This is a genomic window from Mycobacterium sp. MUNTM1 (genome assembly GCF_054660795.1).
Genome location: NZ_BAAGDE010000022.1, coordinates 49,140 through 65,048 on the forward strand (window position 1 = coordinate 49,140; position 15,909 = coordinate 65,048).

The following is a 15,909-nucleotide window of genomic DNA, read 5'->3' on the forward strand; positions in this document are numbered from 1 at the left end:
GTACACCGCGACGCTGCCACGTAATCTGACTCTGATGCGGCATTACTACTCCGTAGACGAGATCCGCCAGGCCGAGGCGCCACTGCTGGCCAGCCTGCCCGACGGTGCGCTGATGCGGCGCGCGGCCTATGGGCTGGCCACCGAGATCATCCGTGAGCTGGCCGACCGCACCGGCGGGGTGACCGGGCGACGGGTGTGCGCGGTCGTCGGGTCCGGAGACAACGGCGGTGACGCGCTGTGGGCGGCCACCTTTTTGCGCCGTCGCGGCGCGGCGGCCGACGCGATCCTGCTCAACCCGGAACGCGCCCACGCCAAGGGGTTGGCGGCGTTTCGGCAGGCCGGCGGTCGTGTCGTCGAAAGTGTCTCGCCGACAACGGATCTGGTGATCGACGGCGTGGTGGGCATCTCCGGCTCCGGGGCGCTGCGGCCGGCGGCGGCCGAGGTGTTCGCCACCGTCGACGACGCGGGAATCCCGGTGATCGCCGTCGACATCCCCAGCGGCATCGACGCGGCGACCGGGGCGATCAGCGGCCCCGCGGTGCACGCCGCGCTGACCGTCACCTTCGGCGGGCTCAAACCCGTGCACGCGCTCGGCGAGTGCGGGCGGGTGAAGCTGATCGACATCGGGCTCGATCTGCCCGACACCGACATGCTGGGGTTCGAGGCCGCGGACGTGGCCGCCCGCTGGCCGGTGCCCGGACCCCACGACGACAAGTACACCCAGGGCGTCACCGGCGTGATGGCCGGCTCGGCGACGTATCCGGGCGCGGCCGTGTTGTGCACCGGCGCCGCCGTCGCGGCGACCTCCGGCATGGTCCGCTACGCCGGCAGCGCCCACCGCGAGGTGCTCGCGGTCTGGCCCGAGGTGATCGCCTCGCCCACCCCGGCGTCGGCCGGGCGCGTGCAGTCCTGGGTCGTCGGGCCGGGACTGGGCACAGACGACGTCGGGGCCGCGGCGCTGTGGTTCGCGCTGGAAACCGACCTGCCGGTGATCGTGGATGCCGACGGGCTGACCATCCTGGCGGCCCATCCCGAACTGGTGGCCAACCGCACCGCGCCGACGGTGCTGACCCCGCACGCCGGTGAATTCGCCCGATTAGCGGGTAACCCGCCCGGTGATGACCGGGTGGGTGCGTGCCGCAAGCTGGCGGACGCGTTCGGCGCCACGGTGCTGCTCAAGGGCAACGTCACGGTCATCGCCGACCCGGGCGGCCCCGTCTATCTCAATCCGGCGGGGCAGTCGTGGGCATCCACCGCCGGCTCCGGTGACGTGTTGTCCGGCATGATCGGCGCGCTGCTGGCGTCGGGCCTGCCACCGGCCCAGGCGGCCGCCGCCGCGGCCTTCGTGCACGCCCGCGCGGCCGCACTGTCGGCCGCCGACCCGGGCCCCGGCGAGGCGCCCACCTCGTCGTCGCGCATGGTGCCACACATCCGGGCCGCCCTGGCCGCCCTGTAGGAGCAGACCTTCAGAAAGGAAATCGTTGTGCCCCAACACCCTTCCATGCCCGCGCACTCCATCGCCCCCGCATACACCGGCCGCCTGTTCACCGCGCCGGTGCCGGCCCTGCGGATGCCCGACGAGTCGATGGACCCCGACGCCGCCTACCGCTTCATCCACGACGAGCTGATGCTCGACGGGAGTTCGCGGCTGAACCTGGCCACCTTCGTCACCACCTGGATGGACCCGCAGGCCGGGCGGTTGATGGCCGAGACGTTCGACAAGAACATGATCGACAAGGACGAGTACCCGGCGACGGCGGCCATCGAGCAGCGCTGCGTCTGCATGGTGGCCGACCTGTTCCACGCCGACGGCCTGCGCGACGACGACCCGTCCAGCGCGTGCGGGGTGTCCACCATCGGGTCCAGCGAGGCCGTGATGCTCGGCGGCCTGGCGATGAAATGGCGGTGGCGGGAGAAGGTCGGCAAAGACTGGAAGACGCGCACCCCGAACCTGGTGATGGGCTCCAACGTCCAGGTCGTCTGGGAGAAGTTCTGCCGCTACTTCGACGTCGAGCCGCGCTACCTGCCGATGGAGGAGGGGCGCTACGTCATCACCCCCGAGCAGGTCCTCGACGCCGTCGACGAGGACACCATCGGCGTGGTGGCGATCCTGGGCACCACCTACACCGGCGAGCTCGAACCGATCGCGGAGATCTGCGCGGCGCTGGACAAACTGGCCGCCGGTGGCGGGGTGGACGTCCCGGTGCACGTCGACGCCGCCAGCGGTGGCTTCGTGGTGCCGTTCCTGCATCCCGAGCTGAAGTGGGACTTCCGGCTGCCCCGGGTGGTTTCGATCAACGTCAGCGGGCACAAGTACGGGCTGACGTATCCCGGTGTCGGGTTCGTGGTGTGGCGCAGCAAGGAGTACCTGCCCGAGGACCTGGTGTTCCACGTGAATTACCTCGGCGGCGACATGCCGACCTTCACGCTGAACTTCTCCCGGCCCGGCAACCAGGTGGTCGGCCAGTACTACAACTTCCTGCGGCTGGGCCGGGAGGGCTACACGCAGGTGATGCGGACGCTGTCGTCGACCGCGCGGTGGCTGGGTGAGCAGCTGCGCGTCGGCGAGCACTGCGAGCTGATCTCCGACGGTTCGGCGATCCCGGTGGTCAGCTTCCGGCTTGCCAGGGACCGCGGCTACACCGAGTTCGACGTCTCCCACGAGCTGCGCGGCTACGGCTGGCAGGTGCCGGCGTACACCATGCCCGACAACGCCACCGACATCTCGGTGCTGCGCATCGTGGTGCGCGAGGGCCTGTCCGCCGACCTGGCCCGGGCGTTGCACGACGACGCCCGCACCGCGCTGGCGTCGCTGGACAAGCTCAAGCCGGGTGGGCATTACAGCGCCGAGCACTTCGCACACTGAGCCGTTGTGGGGGCTTGGTCACACGGGCGCATCCAGGGCGGGGCGCGTGTGGCGGCTGTGACCATTGCGACGGAGCGCCCCCTGCTGGGTGCGGCCGGCGCGCCGTCGGCGAACGGTGTGTCCGACCGGTTCTGGGACAATGGCTGCTGCGAACTGACAGACAGACGAGTGGAGCGCGACTTCCTTGGCCGTTACGCCGATATCCCTGACACCGGGCGTCCTCGCCGAGGCCCTGGTCGACCTGGGCGCGATTGAGCACAACGTGCGGCTGCTGTGCGAGCAGGCCGGCGGCGCGCAGGTGATGGCTGTGGTCAAGGCCGACGGCTACGGCCATGGCGCCCCCCAGACGGCGCGCGCCGCGCTGGCCGCGGGGGCCACCGAGCTGGGCGTCGCCACCGTCGCCGAGGGTCTGGCGCTGCGCGCGGCCGGAATCACCGCCCCGGTGCTGGCCTGGCTGCACCCGCCCGGCTTCGACTTCGGGCCCGCGCTGCTGGCCGACCTCCAGATCGCGGTGTCGTCCGAGCGCCAGCTCGACGAGCTGCTGGACGCGGCCCGCCGCACCGGCCGGACCGCGCCGGTGACCGTCAAGGTCGACACCGGGCTGAACCGCAACGGGGTGCCGCCGGGGCAATACCCCGCGATGCTGACCGCGCTGCGCAAGGCCGTCGCGGAGGAGGCCATTGCGCTGCGGGGCCTGATGTCGCACATGGTGTACGCCGACCAACCCGCCAACCCGGTGAATAACGTTCAGGCGCAACGATTCAGCGACATGCTGGCCCAGGCGCGCGAGCGGGGTGTGCGGTTCGACGTGGCACACCTGTCGAACTCGTCGGCCACCATGTCCCGTCCCGACCTGGCCTTCGACATGGTGCGCCCCGGCATCGCGATATACGGGCTGAGCCCGGTCCCCGAGCGCGGCGACATGGGCCTGGTCCCGGCGATGACGGTGAAATGCACTGTGGCGCTGGTGAAGTCGATTCGTGCGGGCGAGAGCGTGTCCTACGGCCACACCTGGACCGCGCAGCGCGACACCAACCTCGCACTCATCCCGGTCGGCTACGCCGACGGTGTCTTCCGGTCGCTGGGCGGTCGGCTGGAGGTGTCGATCAACGGCACCCGGCGACCGGGCGTCGGGCGGATCTGCATGGACCAGTTCGTCGTCGACCTCGGCCCGGGGCGCACCGACGTGGCCGAGGGCGACGAGGCGATCCTGTTCGGGCCGGGCACCAATGGCGAGCCCACCGCGCAGGACTGGGCCGATCTGCTCGGCACCATCCACTACGAAGTGGTGACCAGCCCCCGCGGGCGGATCACCAGGACCTACCGCGAGGCGCAAACCGTTGAGTCCTGAGGAATCCCGCAGGCGCCGCAAGGGCAGGGCCTGGCTTGCGGGAGGCGCGGGGGTGACCGCCGTGGCCACTATCATCGGAGCCTCGGCCCGGCGGTCGATGACCCAGCGCGCCACGGTCGAAGACCCTTACGCCCACGAGGATTTCAACCGGCTCGAGGACGACGCCAGCCTGGTGGTGACCACGCCCGACGGGATACCGCTGGCGGTCCGTGAGGCCGGCCCGGCCGACGCGCCGCTGACCCTGGTGTTTGTGCACGGATTCTGCTTGCAGATGGGCGCCTTTCATTTTCAGCGCACGCGGCTGCCCGATCAGTTGGGCCCCGACGTGCGGATGGTCTTCTACGATCAGCGCGGGCACGGCAGGTCCGGCGAGGCCGCCCCCGAGACCTACACGCTGACCCAGCTCGGCCGGGACCTGCAGACCGTGCTGAACGTGGTGGCCCCGCGCGGGATGATCGTGCTGGTGGGTCATTCGATGGGCGGCATGACGGTGTTGTCCCATGCCCGCCAGTTCCCCGAGCAGTACGGGCGGCGCATCGTGGCCGCGGCGCTGATTTCCTCCGCGGCCGAAGGTGTTTCGAGGTCGCCTTTGGGCGAGATACTGAAAAACCCTGCGCTGGAAGCCGTCCGGGTCGCGGCCCGGTCCGCGCCGAAGCTGATGCACCGCGGGCGCAACGTGTCCCGCTCGTTGATCGGTCCGGTGCTGCGGGCCGCCTCCTACAGCGACCTGCAGGTCAGCCGCAGCCTGGACGCGTTCTCCCAGCGGATGATGAACAGCACCCCGATCCCCACCATGGTGGGCTTCCTCGACGCGCTGGAAAAGCATGACGAAACCGCGGGGCTGTGGACGCTGCTGCGCGTCCCGACCCTGATCGCCTGCGGCGACCACGACCTGCTCACCCCCGACGAGTATTCACGAAAGATGGCCGCCAGCCTGCCGCAGTCCGAACTGGTCATCGTCGCCGGGGCCAGCCACCTGGCGCTGCTGGACAATCCCGAGGCCATCAACGGCGGATTGGTCCGGCTGGTGAGGCGGGCCACCCCCGGTAGGGCGGCGCTGCGGCTACGACGGATCCGGGAAAGGTTGCGGCGCCGTGGCTGAGGTCAATGTCGGCACCGCGACGCTGGAGCGCGTCGAGGACACCATGGCGCTGGGGTCGCGGCTGGGCCGACACCTGCGGGCGGGCGACGTGGTGGTGCTCTCCGGACCGCTCGGGGCGGGAAAGACCGTGCTGGCCAAGGGAATCGCCGAGGCAATGGATGTCGACGGGCCGGTCACCTCGCCGTCCTACGTGTTGGCGCGGGTGCATCCGCCCCGGCGCGCCGGCGCCCCGACCATGATTCACGTCGACATGTACCGGCTGCTCGACCACACCGACAACCAGGGCGCCGACCTGCTCGGTGAACTCGATTCACTGGACTTGGACAGCGATCTCGACGACGCTGTGGTCGTGGTGGAATGGGGCGAGGGCCTGGTCGAGCGGCTCGCCGAGCGTCATCTGGACATCCGGCTGGAGCGGGTCACCAACTCCGACGTCCGGATCGCGACCTGGCAGTGGGCCGACAACACCGACAACGCCGACAACGTCGACACCCGGGGCCGTTCATGAGCGTCGTGCTTGCCCTGGACACCGCCACCCCGGCCGTCACGGCCGGCCTCGTTCGCCGCGACGACCTGAGCGTGCTGGCCGCGCGGGTCACCGTCGACCCGCGCGCCCACGCCGAACGGCTCACCCCGAATGTCGTTGCGGCACTGGGAGATACAGGACTGACGATGGCTGACCTGGACGCCGTCGTGGTGGGCTGCGGCCCGGGCCCGTTCACCGGCCTGCGGGCCGGGATGGCCACCGCCGCCGCCTACGGGCATGCGCTGGGGATCCCGGTGCACGGTGTGTGCAGCCTGGACGCCATCGGCGTGCGAACCACCGGGGACACGTTGGTGGTCACCGACGCCCGCCGCCGCGAGGTCTACTGGGCCCGCTACCGCGACGGCGTACGCACCCACGGCCCCGCGGTGAGCGCGCCTGCCGACGTCGACCCGGACACCGCCGCGGCCGTCGCGGGCTCACCCGAACACGCCGCCCTGTTCGGCCTGCCGGTGCGCGAGCCCGGCTGCCCGACACCGGCCGGACTGGTTGCGGCGGTGGCCGATTGGTCCGTCGAGCCCGAGCCGCTGGTAGCCCTGTACTTGCGTCGCCCCGACGCCAAACCGTTGGCGGCACGCCCATGACCGCCCACAGCGAGGCCGTCACGGTAGGCGGCCTGACCCGGGCCGACGCGCAGCGCTGCGCCGAGCTGGAGGCGCAGCTCTTCGACGGTGACGACCCCTGGCCCGCGGCGGCGTTCCACCGCGAATTGGCCAGTGCGCACAACCATTACGTGGGCGCACGGGTGGGCGAGACGCTGGTCGGCTACGCCGGTATCTCGCGGCTGGGCCGCACCCCGCCCTACGAATACGAGGTGCACACCATCGGCGTGGATCCCACATATCAGGGCCGGGGCATCGGCCGGCTGCTGCTCGACGAGCTGCTGACCTTCGCCGACGGCGGCGCGGTGTACCTGGAGGTCCGCACCGACAACGAGGCCGCCATCGGGCTGTATACCAGCGTCGGGTTCGAGCAGATCGGCCTGCGCCGCCGCTATTACCGCGTCAGCGGCGCCGACGCGTACACGATGCGGCGGGTGGCCCGGTGAAAACCATCCTCGCGATCGAAACCTCTTGCGACGAAACGGGAGTCGGCATCGCCCGACTGGACGACGACGGCACCGTGACGCTACTGGCCGACGAGGTGGCGTCCAGCGTCGACGAACACGTGCGGTTCGGCGGCGTGGTACCCGAGATCGCCTCACGCGCACACCTGGAAGCGTTGGGCCCCGCCATGCGCCGCGCGCTGTCGACCGCCGGCCTGGACAAGCCCGACGTCGTCGCGGCCACCATCGGGCCCGGGCTGGCCGGCGCCCTGCTGGTGGGAATCGCTGCGGCCAAAGCCTATTCGGCGGCCTGGGACGTGCCCTTCTACGCGGTGAACCACCTGGGCGGACACCTGGCCGCCGACGTCTACGAGCACGGGCCGCTGCCCGAGTGTGTGGCGCTGCTGGTCTCCGGCGGCCACACCCACCTGCTACACGTGCGCTCGCTCGGCGAGCCGATCGCCGAGCTGGGCAGCACCGTCGACGACGCCGCCGGCGAGGCCTACGACAAGGTGGCGCGGCTGCTGGGTCTGGGCTATCCGGGCGGCAGGGTGCTCGACGAGCTGGCCCGCACCGGAGACCCCGAAGCCATCGCCTTCCCGCGCGGCATGACCGGGCCGCGCGACGACCCGTACGCGTTCAGCTTCTCCGGGCTCAAGACGGCCGTCGCGCGGTATCTGGAAAGCCACCCGGACGCCGTCAACGCCGACATCGCCGCCGGGTTCCAGGAGGCCGTCGCCGACGTGCTGACCACAAAGGCGGTTCGCGCCGCCACCGGGCTGGGCGTGCAGACCCTGCTGATCGCGGGGGGAGTGGCCGCGAATTCTCGCTTGCGCGAGCTGGCGGAGCAGCGCTGCGCGGCGGCCGGGCTGACGCTGCGTATCCCCAGGCCGCGGCTGTGCACCGACAACGGCGCGATGATCGCGGCCTTCGCCGCGCACCTGGTGGCCGCCGGAGCGGCGCCCTCGCCGCTGGACGCGCCCAGCGACCCGGGCCTGCCCGTGGTAAAAGCCCAGGTGAGCTGACGTTCGCTGAGCGCGGACACGCCAACCGGCAAGAAGCAGCGGGGCGCCCTTGAGTGCTAGCACTCGCATGTATAGAGTGCTAGGTGGCAATCGGCCAAGCCCTGTGTCGGCACCCGCGACGACGGCGCTCGGGCACGGACGAATGCCGAACACCTGATAACCCGGACGGTTCGGGGTCAACCCGTACCGGCCGTCAACTCCGGTCCGGGGACGTCCCGGACCCGACCCAAACACTGGAGGGCTCCAATCGTGGCGAAGGTGAAGATCAAGCCACTCGAGGACAAGATTCTCGTGCAGGCCAACGAGGCCGAGACCACGACCGCGTCTGGTCTGGTCATTCCTGACACCGCCAAGGAGAAGCCGCAGGAAGGCACCGTCGTCGCAGTCGGCCCCGGCCGGTGGGACGAAGACGGCGCGAAGCGCATCCCGCTGGACGTCTCGGAAGGCGACACCGTCATCTACAGCAAGTACGGCGGTACCGAGATCAAGTACGGCGGCGAGGAGTACCTGATCCTGTCGGCACGCGACGTGCTGGCTGTCGTCTCCAAGTAATTACCGTGTTCCGCCCCGGCGATCCCCGCGCTTCGCGCGGGTGATTTCCGGGGCGGCATGCGTTTGGGGCTAGTGGCGATCGCAAGCGCGGCGAAGCCGGGCGAAGCGGGTCACCACCATTCAAACAAGGAGCCTGATGAGCAAGATCATTGAGTACGACGAGACAGCGCGCCGCGCCATCGAGGCGGGCGTGAACACCCTCGCCGACGCGGTGCGGGTGACGCTCGGCCCGCGCGGCCGGCATGTGGTGCTGGCCAAGGCATTCGGTGGTCCGGCGGTTACCAACGACGGCGTGACCGTCGCGCGTGAGATCGACCTGGAAGACCCGTTCGAGAACCTGGGCGCCCAGCTGGTGAAGTCGGTGGCGACCAAGACCAACGACGTCGCCGGTGACGGCACCACGACCGCGACCGTGCTGGCGCAGGCGCTGGTCAAGGGCGGCCTGCGACTGGTCGCGGCCGGCGCCAACCCCATCGAGCTGGGGGCCGGGATCGGCAAGGCCGCCGACGCGGTGTCCGAGGCGCTGCTGGCGGCGGCCACCCCGGTCTCCGGCAAGGACGCGATCGCGCAGGTGGCGACCGTGTCGTCGCGCGACCAGCTGCTGGGTGAGCTGGTCGGCGAGGCGATGACCAAGGTCGGCACCGACGGCGTGGTGAGCGTCGAGGAATCCTCGACGCTGAGCACCGAGCTCGAATTCACCGAGGGTGTCGGTTTCGACAAGGGCTTCCTGTCGGCGTATTTCGTCACCGACTTCGACGCCCAGCAGGCCGTTCTGGACGAGCCGGTGATCCTGTTGCACCAGGACAAGATCAGCTCGCTGCCCGACCTGCTGCCCATGCTGGAGAAGGTCGCCGAATCGGGCAAGCCGCTGCTGATCATCGCCGAGGACATCGAGGGCGAGGCGCTGGCGACCCTGGTCGTCAACTCCATCCGCAAGACGCTCAAGGCCGTCGCGGTCAAGGCGCCGTTCTTCGGCGACCGACGCAAGGCGTTCCTCGAGGACCTGGCGGTGGTGACGGGCGGCCAGGTGATCAACCCCGACGCGGGCCTGCTGCTGCGAGAGGTCGGCACGGACGTGTTGGGTTCGGCCCGCCGCGTGGTGGTCAGCAAGGACGACACCGTGATCGTCGACGGTGGTGGCGCCAAGGACGCGGTGGCCAACCGGGTCAAGCAACTGCGCGCCGAGATCGAGGCGAGCGACTCCGATTGGGACCGCGAGAAGCTGCAGGAGCGGCTGGCCAAGCTGGCCGGCGGCGTGGCCGTGATCCAGGTGGGTGCGGCCACCGAAACCGCGCTCAAGGAGCGCAAGGAAAGCGTCGAGGATGCCGTCGCGGCGGCGAAGGCGGCTGTCGAGGAAGGCATCGTCGCGGGCGGCGGCTCGGCGCTGCTGCAGACCCGCACGGCGCTGACAACGCTCCGCGAGTCCCTGAGCGGCGATCAGGCGCTGGGTGTCGACGTCTTCTCGGAGGCACTGGCGGCGCCGCTGTACTGGATCGCCACCAACGCCGGGCTCGACGGCGCGGTCGCGGTGCACAAGGTGACCGATCTGCCCAACGGCCACGGGCTGAACGCGGACAAGCTGACCTACGGCGACCTGATCGCCGACGGCGTCATCGACCCGGTCAAGGTCACCCGCTCGGCGGTGGTCAACGCGGCGTCGGTCGCCCGGATGGTCCTCACCACCGAAACGGTGGTCGTGGACAAGCCGGCCGAGGAGTCCGACGACCACGGCCATGGTCATCACCACCACCACTAGGTAGTCCCGAAGAAACGCCCCCGGTTCATCGCCGGGGGTGTTTCGTTATCGGCATGGACCGCATCTGGCAGTGGGCGTGGGATCGGTACAAAACGAGGTACTCGTGGGCTGTCTACGCCCTCGGGATCCCCTTCATGCTGCAGACCTACCTCTTCTGGTTGTTGTTGATTGTCGCCGTGCGGGGATCCGGGCGGTACGTCGAGGCGACGGCCCTCGCCCTTGTCGCCGCGCCCGTGTCGTGGTACGTGGCCGTGCTTCCCGGTATGGGCCGCAGTCGCCTGGTGGAGCGCTGGGCGGCGGCCGGTCGCGATATCGATCCGGCGAGCGCACTGGACGCGACCTACGCGTGGGCCCGGGGGACCGTCGTTCGGGCGGTGGCATTCAACGCTGTGTGGACCGGGCTGTTATCCGTCGTTGCCGCCGCTGTTGCGGGGGCGACGTGGTCGCAACGCGTCCAGTACGGAGTCCTGGGCGCCTTGATGGGAACGGCCGTGGTGATGAGCGGAGTGCACGGCACCGCGGAAGCAGCGGCTAGACCGGTCAGAATCGCAATTGCCGGTGGCACTGCGGTTGGTGATGACCTGCCCCGCACTCGTCCGACTTTCTCCGCCTGGTCGAGCGCGGCCCTACTGGCGAGTTCGTTCCTGTTCGCTGTCGACGGCATGATGCTGGCGGCCGCATTCGGTTGGGCGCGTGAGCGGCCGGTGCTCTTTGCAGTCATCGGGTGTGCGTTGGTGATCGGCTTCGGGATGCCGATGACCGTTGGTACTGCGCTCGCGCCGTCCCTGCGGCCGATCCGCGACCTCGCCGAAGGCACCGAACGCGTCGCGGCCGGCGACTACAGCCGGCGGCTGCCGGTGGTTCAGGACGACGACCTCGGCGCACTCGCCGCGTCGTTCAATCGCATGCAGGCGGGATTGGCTGAGCGGCAACGGCTTCAGAGTGCGTTCGGCACCTACGTCGACCCCGCCCTGGCCGCGCGGCTGCTGCAGCAGGGCGACGACGTGTTCTGCGGAGAGCGTCGCGAAGTGACGGTGATGTTCGTCGACATCCGCGATTTCACTCCGTTCGCCGAGGCCAACACCGCCGAGGACACCGTCGCCCGACTCAACGCCCTGTTCGACATCGTGGTGCCTGCCGTCGTCGACGGCGGTGGGCACGTCAACAAGTTTCTCGGCGACGGAGCGTTGGCCGTATTCGGCGCCCCCAACGACCTCGCCCATCATGCCGATGCCGCGATGGACGCGGCGGTGCTGATTCATCGTCTGGTCGCGGAGCGATTCGGCGGTGAGCTTCGCATCGGCATTGGGATCAACACCGGCAAGGTGATCGCCGGAACCATCGGCGGCGCAGGCAAACTCGAATTCACGCTCATCGGTGACGCCGTGAACGTCGCCGCCCGCGTCGAACAGCTCACAAAGACCACCGGGGACGCCATCCTGCTGACCTGCCAGACCGTCGACGCGCTAAGTTCTCCAACAATCGAATTGACGGACAGGGGATTTCACGCCCTGAAGGGCAAGTCCGCCGAGGTACAGGTCTTCGGCATCGGCCACGCGTCGGCGGACACGTCGCGGGCGGTGTCGATTGGGTAGTCTGCACTCGTATTCCGTACTCCACGAGGAGTGTCAGCACGATGACGCAAGTGATGGAAACCCAGGTGTGCGTCGCCGGCGGCGGTCCCGCGGGCATGGTTCACGCCCTGCTGCTGGCGCGGGCCGGGATCCGGGTCGTCGTCCTGGAGAAGCACAACGACTTCCTGCGCGACTTCCGCGGCGACACCGTGCACCCCAGCACCCTGCGCATCATGGACGAGCTGGGCTTCATCGACGAGTTCCTGCGACTACCGCACACCAAGATCGACCGCGTCGCCTTCGACACCGATGGCTCGATTCGCACCTTCGGCAACTTCAAGGTGCTCAAGCGACTCGGTTTCAGACAGCCCTATATCGCCATGATGCCGCAGTGGGATTTTCTCGACTTCCTCGCCGAAAAGGCTGCTGCCTACCCCGAATTCACCCTGATCCGCAACGCCGAGGTCACCGACCTGGTATTCGATGGCGATCGGGTGACCGGGGTGCGCACGCCGGATCTTCAGGTGCGCGCCGAGCTGGTGATAGCCGCGGACGGGCGCAAGTCCGCGGTGCGCGCGGCCGCCGGGCTGCAGACCGCCGCGGCGCACTCCCCGATGGACGTGCTGTGGTTCCGGCTGAAGTGGCGCCCCGGCGACCCCGAGGAATTGTTCGCGGTGCTGCGCAAGGGCCTGATGATGGCCATGATCTACCGGGGCGATTACTGGCAGATCGCCTATCTGATGCCGAAGGGATCGAACCCCCGGGACGGGTCCCTGGAGGAGTTCAAGGAGCGGATCGTCACCGCGCAACCGCGGCTGCGTGAGCACGTCAACGACCTGAACTCCTGGGACGACACCAGCGAGCTCGACGTCCGGGTGGACCGGCTCGAGACGTGGTGGCGTACCGGGTTGCTGTGCATCGGCGATGCCGCGCACGCCATGTCGCCGGCCGGTGGCGTCGGGATCAACCTCGCCGTCGCCGATGCGGTGGCCGCGGCCAACGTCTTGTGTGCCCCGCTGCGCGGTGGTCGGCTGACCGACAAGGATCTCGCCAAGGTGCAGCGGCGGCGCGAACTGCCCACCCGTATCGTCCAGGCGTTCCAGGTGCTGATGCAAGACAACGCGATCGCGCCCAATCTGAGCGGTGACCTTTCCCCGATCCGCATTCCCAAGATCGTGGGTTTGGGTCCGCTGCAAGCGATCCCGCCGATTCTGGTCGGGCGCGGTTTCCGTCCCGAGCATGTCCGCACGCCGGACGTGCACGCACGGTAGCGCGCCGTCAAAGCCCGGCGATGACGATGACGACGCCCACCACGATGCACGGCGCGAGGGACACCAGCAGGACACTGACGATCCGCTCCTTGCCCGCCGAGGCCGCGTGGTCGCCGGCCGCTATCGGCGCGAGTTTGCGGCCGGCCCCCCACACCGCCGCGAGCAGCGTCGCCAACCAGTTCGCGTACGCGGCGTAGACGATCAAAGCGACCGCCGCGACTGCCCACGCGCGGGGCAGGTGGATGTGCGGCCAGAGCAGGCCGAGTAACACCAGGAACATGCCGTTGAGGACCGCCTCGAGGTGGCTCGACAGCGCCATGCGCGGGTTCTTCACCACAGGAAGGGGGAACCCGGAGAACAGCCCGAGCAAGAACAACACCAGCCCCAGCGTGAACAGCAGTGTCTGCATGTCAGCACACTAGGGGCGTCCGGCCGGGCCCGGCGCGGATTTCCTGCCAAGCGAGTACCCGCGACGCGGTCGGCGACGAAGATGGCACGCATGGGCAGGCCGATATTTTCCGTCACTCCCGGCTATGGCGACCATCAGCTCCGGAAGTTCCACTATGCGCAGGTTGCCCGGTACGGGAACCGGGTAGAGACGGCCGGTCAAGGAGGCTGGGACGAGTATTGGCGCTATCCCGAGTCACTGCGCGACGAGATCATTCAGGCCTTCGACAACGTCGAACGGACGCTGTCGACGGCCGGAGCCTCCTGGCGCGACGTGGTGCACGTGCACTCGTACCATGTGCCCGACGCCGATGGCCAGATCGGGCAAGAGCACCTGGACACGATGGTCGAACAGTTCCGTCGGCGCATGGGCGACCACGCACCCTTATGGACGTGCATCGGCGTCGCGGCATTGGCGAGTCCGAAGATGCGCGTCGAGATTCAGGTCAGCGCCATCGTTGCGGACCGAGGCTGAGCGGACTAGGCGACGCGAAACACCCCCGGTCCCTTGCGGATCGGGGGTGTTCCCTTCATGGTGGCTCGCGCGTCAGCGCCCGGGTGGATAGTAGGGCGGAGTCGTCACGGTGGTGGTCGGTGCGGACGTCGTGGTCGGGGTGCTGGTGACCGTCACGGTGCTGGTGCTCGTGCTTGTCGACGCCGGCGGCACCACGGTGGTCGTAGTGGTCGTCGTGACGCTGGTGGTCGCCGACGTCGTCGACGAGGACGCCGTGATCACGCCGCAGGCCAACCGCTTCCCGGAATCGGCCGTCGGGGCGGTGCTGCCCAGGTTGTCCGCGGTCTGGTGGATGATCAGCGCGGTGCCCGAGCTGTTCCTCAGGTCGGCGGAGGTGAACGCGTTACTGGTGGTGACCAGTTTCGCCGAGCCGTCCGAGCGCACCTGCAAGGCGGTCAGGTCGCCGCTGGCGGGATAACTCGTGTGATCGGGCGCCTGGTAGACGCTTCCGGCGGAATCGAAGTCTCCGGTCGAGCCCCCGCTCGGGGCAGACGAATTGGGCTCGCACTTGCCCACCGCGTGGATCTGCAACCCGTGGAAGCCGGGACTCAGCACCTGATTCGGGCCGGCCTCCACCGTCACCGTCGCGTAGCCGTTGGCAAATTCGAACGTGGCGTTGGCGACCGGACTGCCGTCGGCCGTCTTCAGCTGGGTGGTGAGCCGCTCCGCACCGGGCGTCGAGCTGGTCAGCGGCGAGGTGTTGGGCTGGGCGCCTTGCTGGTTCGAACACGCGGCAAGCGGAGCGATGGTCGCGGTAAGCGCCGCGACCGCAAACGATGCGGCCTTGTTCATCTGCGGTGCCTACCCACATCGGCCCGCACCGAAACGGCGACCTACTTCGCGGACTTGCGCACCTCGCTCGCCAGGTCGCGGTAGTCCCAGACCAGGTCGGCCACCTCGTGCGCGGCGCGCGCCGCCGCGCCGGCGATCAGGCCCACGATGCGGCCGAGATGCGTCGCCGTCGTGTTCACCGCCTCAAAGACGTTGTTAATAGCGCGATCTGACACGTTGTCGGCCATCTGAGCCCCTCGGTTTATGTGTCCCCGTTCGGCGAACACCTAGCTACAGTAACCCGAACGAATCGGCAGGCAGAACCGAAAGCCCCCTGCGGCGGCGAGCAAATCCTCGATGCCGTAGATGTCCTGCTCGTTCCGCAACGTGAGTGCTCGGCGGGAATCGGCAGCGTCAGCCCCGGGCCAGGGCGCCTGCGCGATCTGGATCTGGGTGCGGGCCACGTGCTGGCCGATGCATTGGTGCACGCCGAATCCGAAACCCAAGTGTCCGCAGGCGTTTTGGGGCTGCAAAGCGCGCGAAGCTCTAGGCTGTGGCCAAGGTGTGCCATTCGGACACGTCGGATTTCGGTCCAAAGGTTGCGTAGTGAACTCCGTCTGTCGGTCAATCTCTACCCCGCGGCGGCACGTCATGTCGCCTTCTCAATCGCTCACATTCCGACCGTGCGAGCGTTAGCTCGCGGTTGACAACGCCAAGCTTCAGGGCGGTCTCCGTGCCGATGTACCGCAGTCGGACGATCTCCGCGCGGGCTTGCCGAAGCGCTGCGATCAACTCGGGCACGCTGCTCCGGAGGGGTGAAGCGTCGTACGTGGACAGCTCCTTTAGCTGGCGCTCTACCCTCTCGATGATGTCGATGATCCGCCCCTAGTGGTAGCAGTAGCAGCCACAGCCCCAACCGCGGTCTCCCTAACAGCGTTGTGGACGATAGCAATTCGCTTCACCATGTCGTGTCTCCCCATCACCACCAGGTGTCTTCTATGTCAATGTCCTTGTCGTCGTCGCCCACCTGCTCGTTCAGCAGCAGGGCGACCAGCAGGACCAGTGTCACGACCCCGATCAGTGCGCTAGTG

General features: G+C 68.9%; 17 protein-coding genes. 13 read left to right on the forward strand and 4 right to left on the reverse strand.

The genetic code is table 11. The features are described 5' to 3' along the window. The first annotated feature begins 34 nt into the window (after positions 1–34). The 12 genes from ACYQ8K_RS14625 (at position 35) to ACYQ8K_RS14680 (ending at position 13,086) form a co-directional block, all read left to right on the forward strand. Positions 35–1,456 carry an NAD(P)H-hydrate dehydratase gene (locus tag ACYQ8K_RS14625; RefSeq protein WP_459970042.1) on the forward strand — a complete coding sequence of 474 codons (1,422 nt, stop codon included), beginning with the start codon at positions 35–37 and terminating at the stop codon, positions 1,454–1,456. 45 nt (positions 1,457–1,501) lie between these two features. Then, positions 1,502–2,866 (forward strand): glutamate decarboxylase, encoded by a 1,365-nt coding sequence (locus tag ACYQ8K_RS14630; protein WP_459970117.1) that lies wholly within the window; start codon positions 1,502–1,504, stop codon positions 2,864–2,866. Positions 2,867–3,050: 184 nt separating this feature from the next. Then, a complete protein-coding gene (gene alr / locus ACYQ8K_RS14635; RefSeq protein WP_459970044.1) occupies positions 3,051–4,217 on the forward strand; it encodes an alanine racemase in 1,167 nt (388 codons plus the stop codon). Between the two features lie 52 nt (positions 4,218–4,269). After that, the gene (locus ACYQ8K_RS14640; protein ID WP_459970046.1) at positions 4,270–5,319 is read left to right on the forward strand and encodes an alpha/beta fold hydrolase; all 1,050 of its coding nucleotides are present in this window, start codon (positions 4,270–4,272) and stop codon (positions 5,317–5,319) included. Further along, positions 5,312–5,827, forward strand: coding sequence for a tRNA (adenosine(37)-N6)-threonylcarbamoyltransferase complex ATPase subunit type 1 TsaE (tsaE, locus tag ACYQ8K_RS14645; RefSeq protein WP_459970048.1), 516 nt, complete (start codon positions 5,312–5,314; stop codon positions 5,825–5,827). The genes ACYQ8K_RS14640 and tsaE overlap by 8 nt, the downstream gene beginning before the upstream one ends. After that, the gene (gene tsaB, locus ACYQ8K_RS14650; RefSeq protein WP_459970050.1) at positions 5,824–6,447 is read left to right on the forward strand and encodes a tRNA (adenosine(37)-N6)-threonylcarbamoyltransferase complex dimerization subunit type 1 TsaB; all 624 of its coding nucleotides are present in this window, start codon (positions 5,824–5,826) and stop codon (positions 6,445–6,447) included. The genes tsaE and tsaB overlap by 4 nt, the downstream gene beginning before the upstream one ends. Then, positions 6,444–6,911 (forward strand): ribosomal protein S18-alanine N-acetyltransferase, encoded by a 468-nt coding sequence (rimI, locus tag ACYQ8K_RS14655; RefSeq protein ID WP_459970052.1) that lies wholly within the window; start codon positions 6,444–6,446, stop codon positions 6,909–6,911. The genes tsaB and rimI overlap by 4 nt, the downstream gene beginning before the upstream one ends. Further along, positions 6,908–7,933 carry a tRNA (adenosine(37)-N6)-threonylcarbamoyltransferase complex transferase subunit TsaD gene (tsaD, locus tag ACYQ8K_RS14660; protein WP_459970054.1) on the forward strand — a complete coding sequence of 342 codons (1,026 nt, stop codon included), beginning with the start codon at positions 6,908–6,910 and terminating at the stop codon, positions 7,931–7,933. Before rimI ends, tsaD begins: the two co-directional genes overlap by 4 nt. 249 nt (positions 7,934–8,182) lie before the next feature. Continuing rightward, positions 8,183–8,485, forward strand: a complete 303-nt coding sequence (groES, locus tag ACYQ8K_RS14665) for a co-chaperone GroES (protein ID WP_007773431.1) — start codon at positions 8,183–8,185, stop codon at positions 8,483–8,485. 136 nt (positions 8,486–8,621) lie between these two features. Continuing rightward, a complete protein-coding gene (groL, locus tag ACYQ8K_RS14670) occupies positions 8,622–10,241 on the forward strand; it encodes a chaperonin GroEL (protein ID WP_459970056.1) in 1,620 nt (539 codons plus the stop codon). 53 nt (positions 10,242–10,294) lie between these two features. Continuing rightward, on the forward strand, positions 10,295–11,836 hold the full coding sequence (locus ACYQ8K_RS14675) for an adenylate/guanylate cyclase domain-containing protein (protein ID WP_459970058.1): 1,542 nt from the start codon (positions 10,295–10,297) through the stop codon (positions 11,834–11,836). A gap of 41 nt (positions 11,837–11,877) precedes the next feature. Beyond that, positions 11,878–13,086, forward strand: a complete 1,209-nt coding sequence (locus tag ACYQ8K_RS14680; protein WP_459970059.1) for an FAD-dependent oxidoreductase — start codon at positions 11,878–11,880, stop codon at positions 13,084–13,086. 7 nt (positions 13,087–13,093) lie between these two features. Here ACYQ8K_RS14680 and ACYQ8K_RS14685 read toward each other — a convergent pair whose 3' ends face one another. After that, the gene (locus ACYQ8K_RS14685) at positions 13,094–13,495 is read right to left on the reverse strand and encodes a hydrogenase (RefSeq protein ID WP_459970060.1); all 402 of its coding nucleotides are present in this window, start codon (positions 13,493–13,495) and stop codon (positions 13,094–13,096) included. 90 nt (positions 13,496–13,585) lie between these two features. On the opposite strand from ACYQ8K_RS14685, the gene ACYQ8K_RS14690 reads away from it, so the two are divergent. Further along, on the forward strand, positions 13,586–14,008 hold the full coding sequence (locus ACYQ8K_RS14690) for a Rid family hydrolase (RefSeq protein ID WP_459970062.1): 423 nt from the start codon (positions 13,586–13,588) through the stop codon (positions 14,006–14,008). 72 nt (positions 14,009–14,080) lie between these two features. Here ACYQ8K_RS14690 and ACYQ8K_RS14695 read toward each other — a convergent pair whose 3' ends face one another. The 3 genes from ACYQ8K_RS14695 to ACYQ8K_RS14705 are packed head-to-tail and all read right to left on the reverse strand — an operon-like array spanning position 14,081 to position 15,324. Beyond that, positions 14,081–14,839 (reverse strand): superoxide dismutase family protein, encoded by a 759-nt coding sequence (locus tag ACYQ8K_RS14695; RefSeq protein ID WP_459970064.1) that lies wholly within the window; start codon positions 14,837–14,839, stop codon positions 14,081–14,083. Positions 14,840–14,880: 41 nt separating this feature from the next. Then, positions 14,881–15,066: a hypothetical protein gene (locus ACYQ8K_RS14700; protein WP_459970066.1), complete on the reverse strand. Its 186-nt coding sequence runs from the start codon at positions 15,064–15,066 to the stop codon at positions 14,881–14,883. Positions 15,067–15,105: 39 nt separating this feature from the next. Beyond that, positions 15,106–15,324, reverse strand: coding sequence for a hypothetical protein (locus ACYQ8K_RS14705; protein ID WP_459970067.1), 219 nt, complete (start codon positions 15,322–15,324; stop codon positions 15,106–15,108). Between the last annotated feature and the right edge of the window lie 585 nt (positions 15,325–15,909).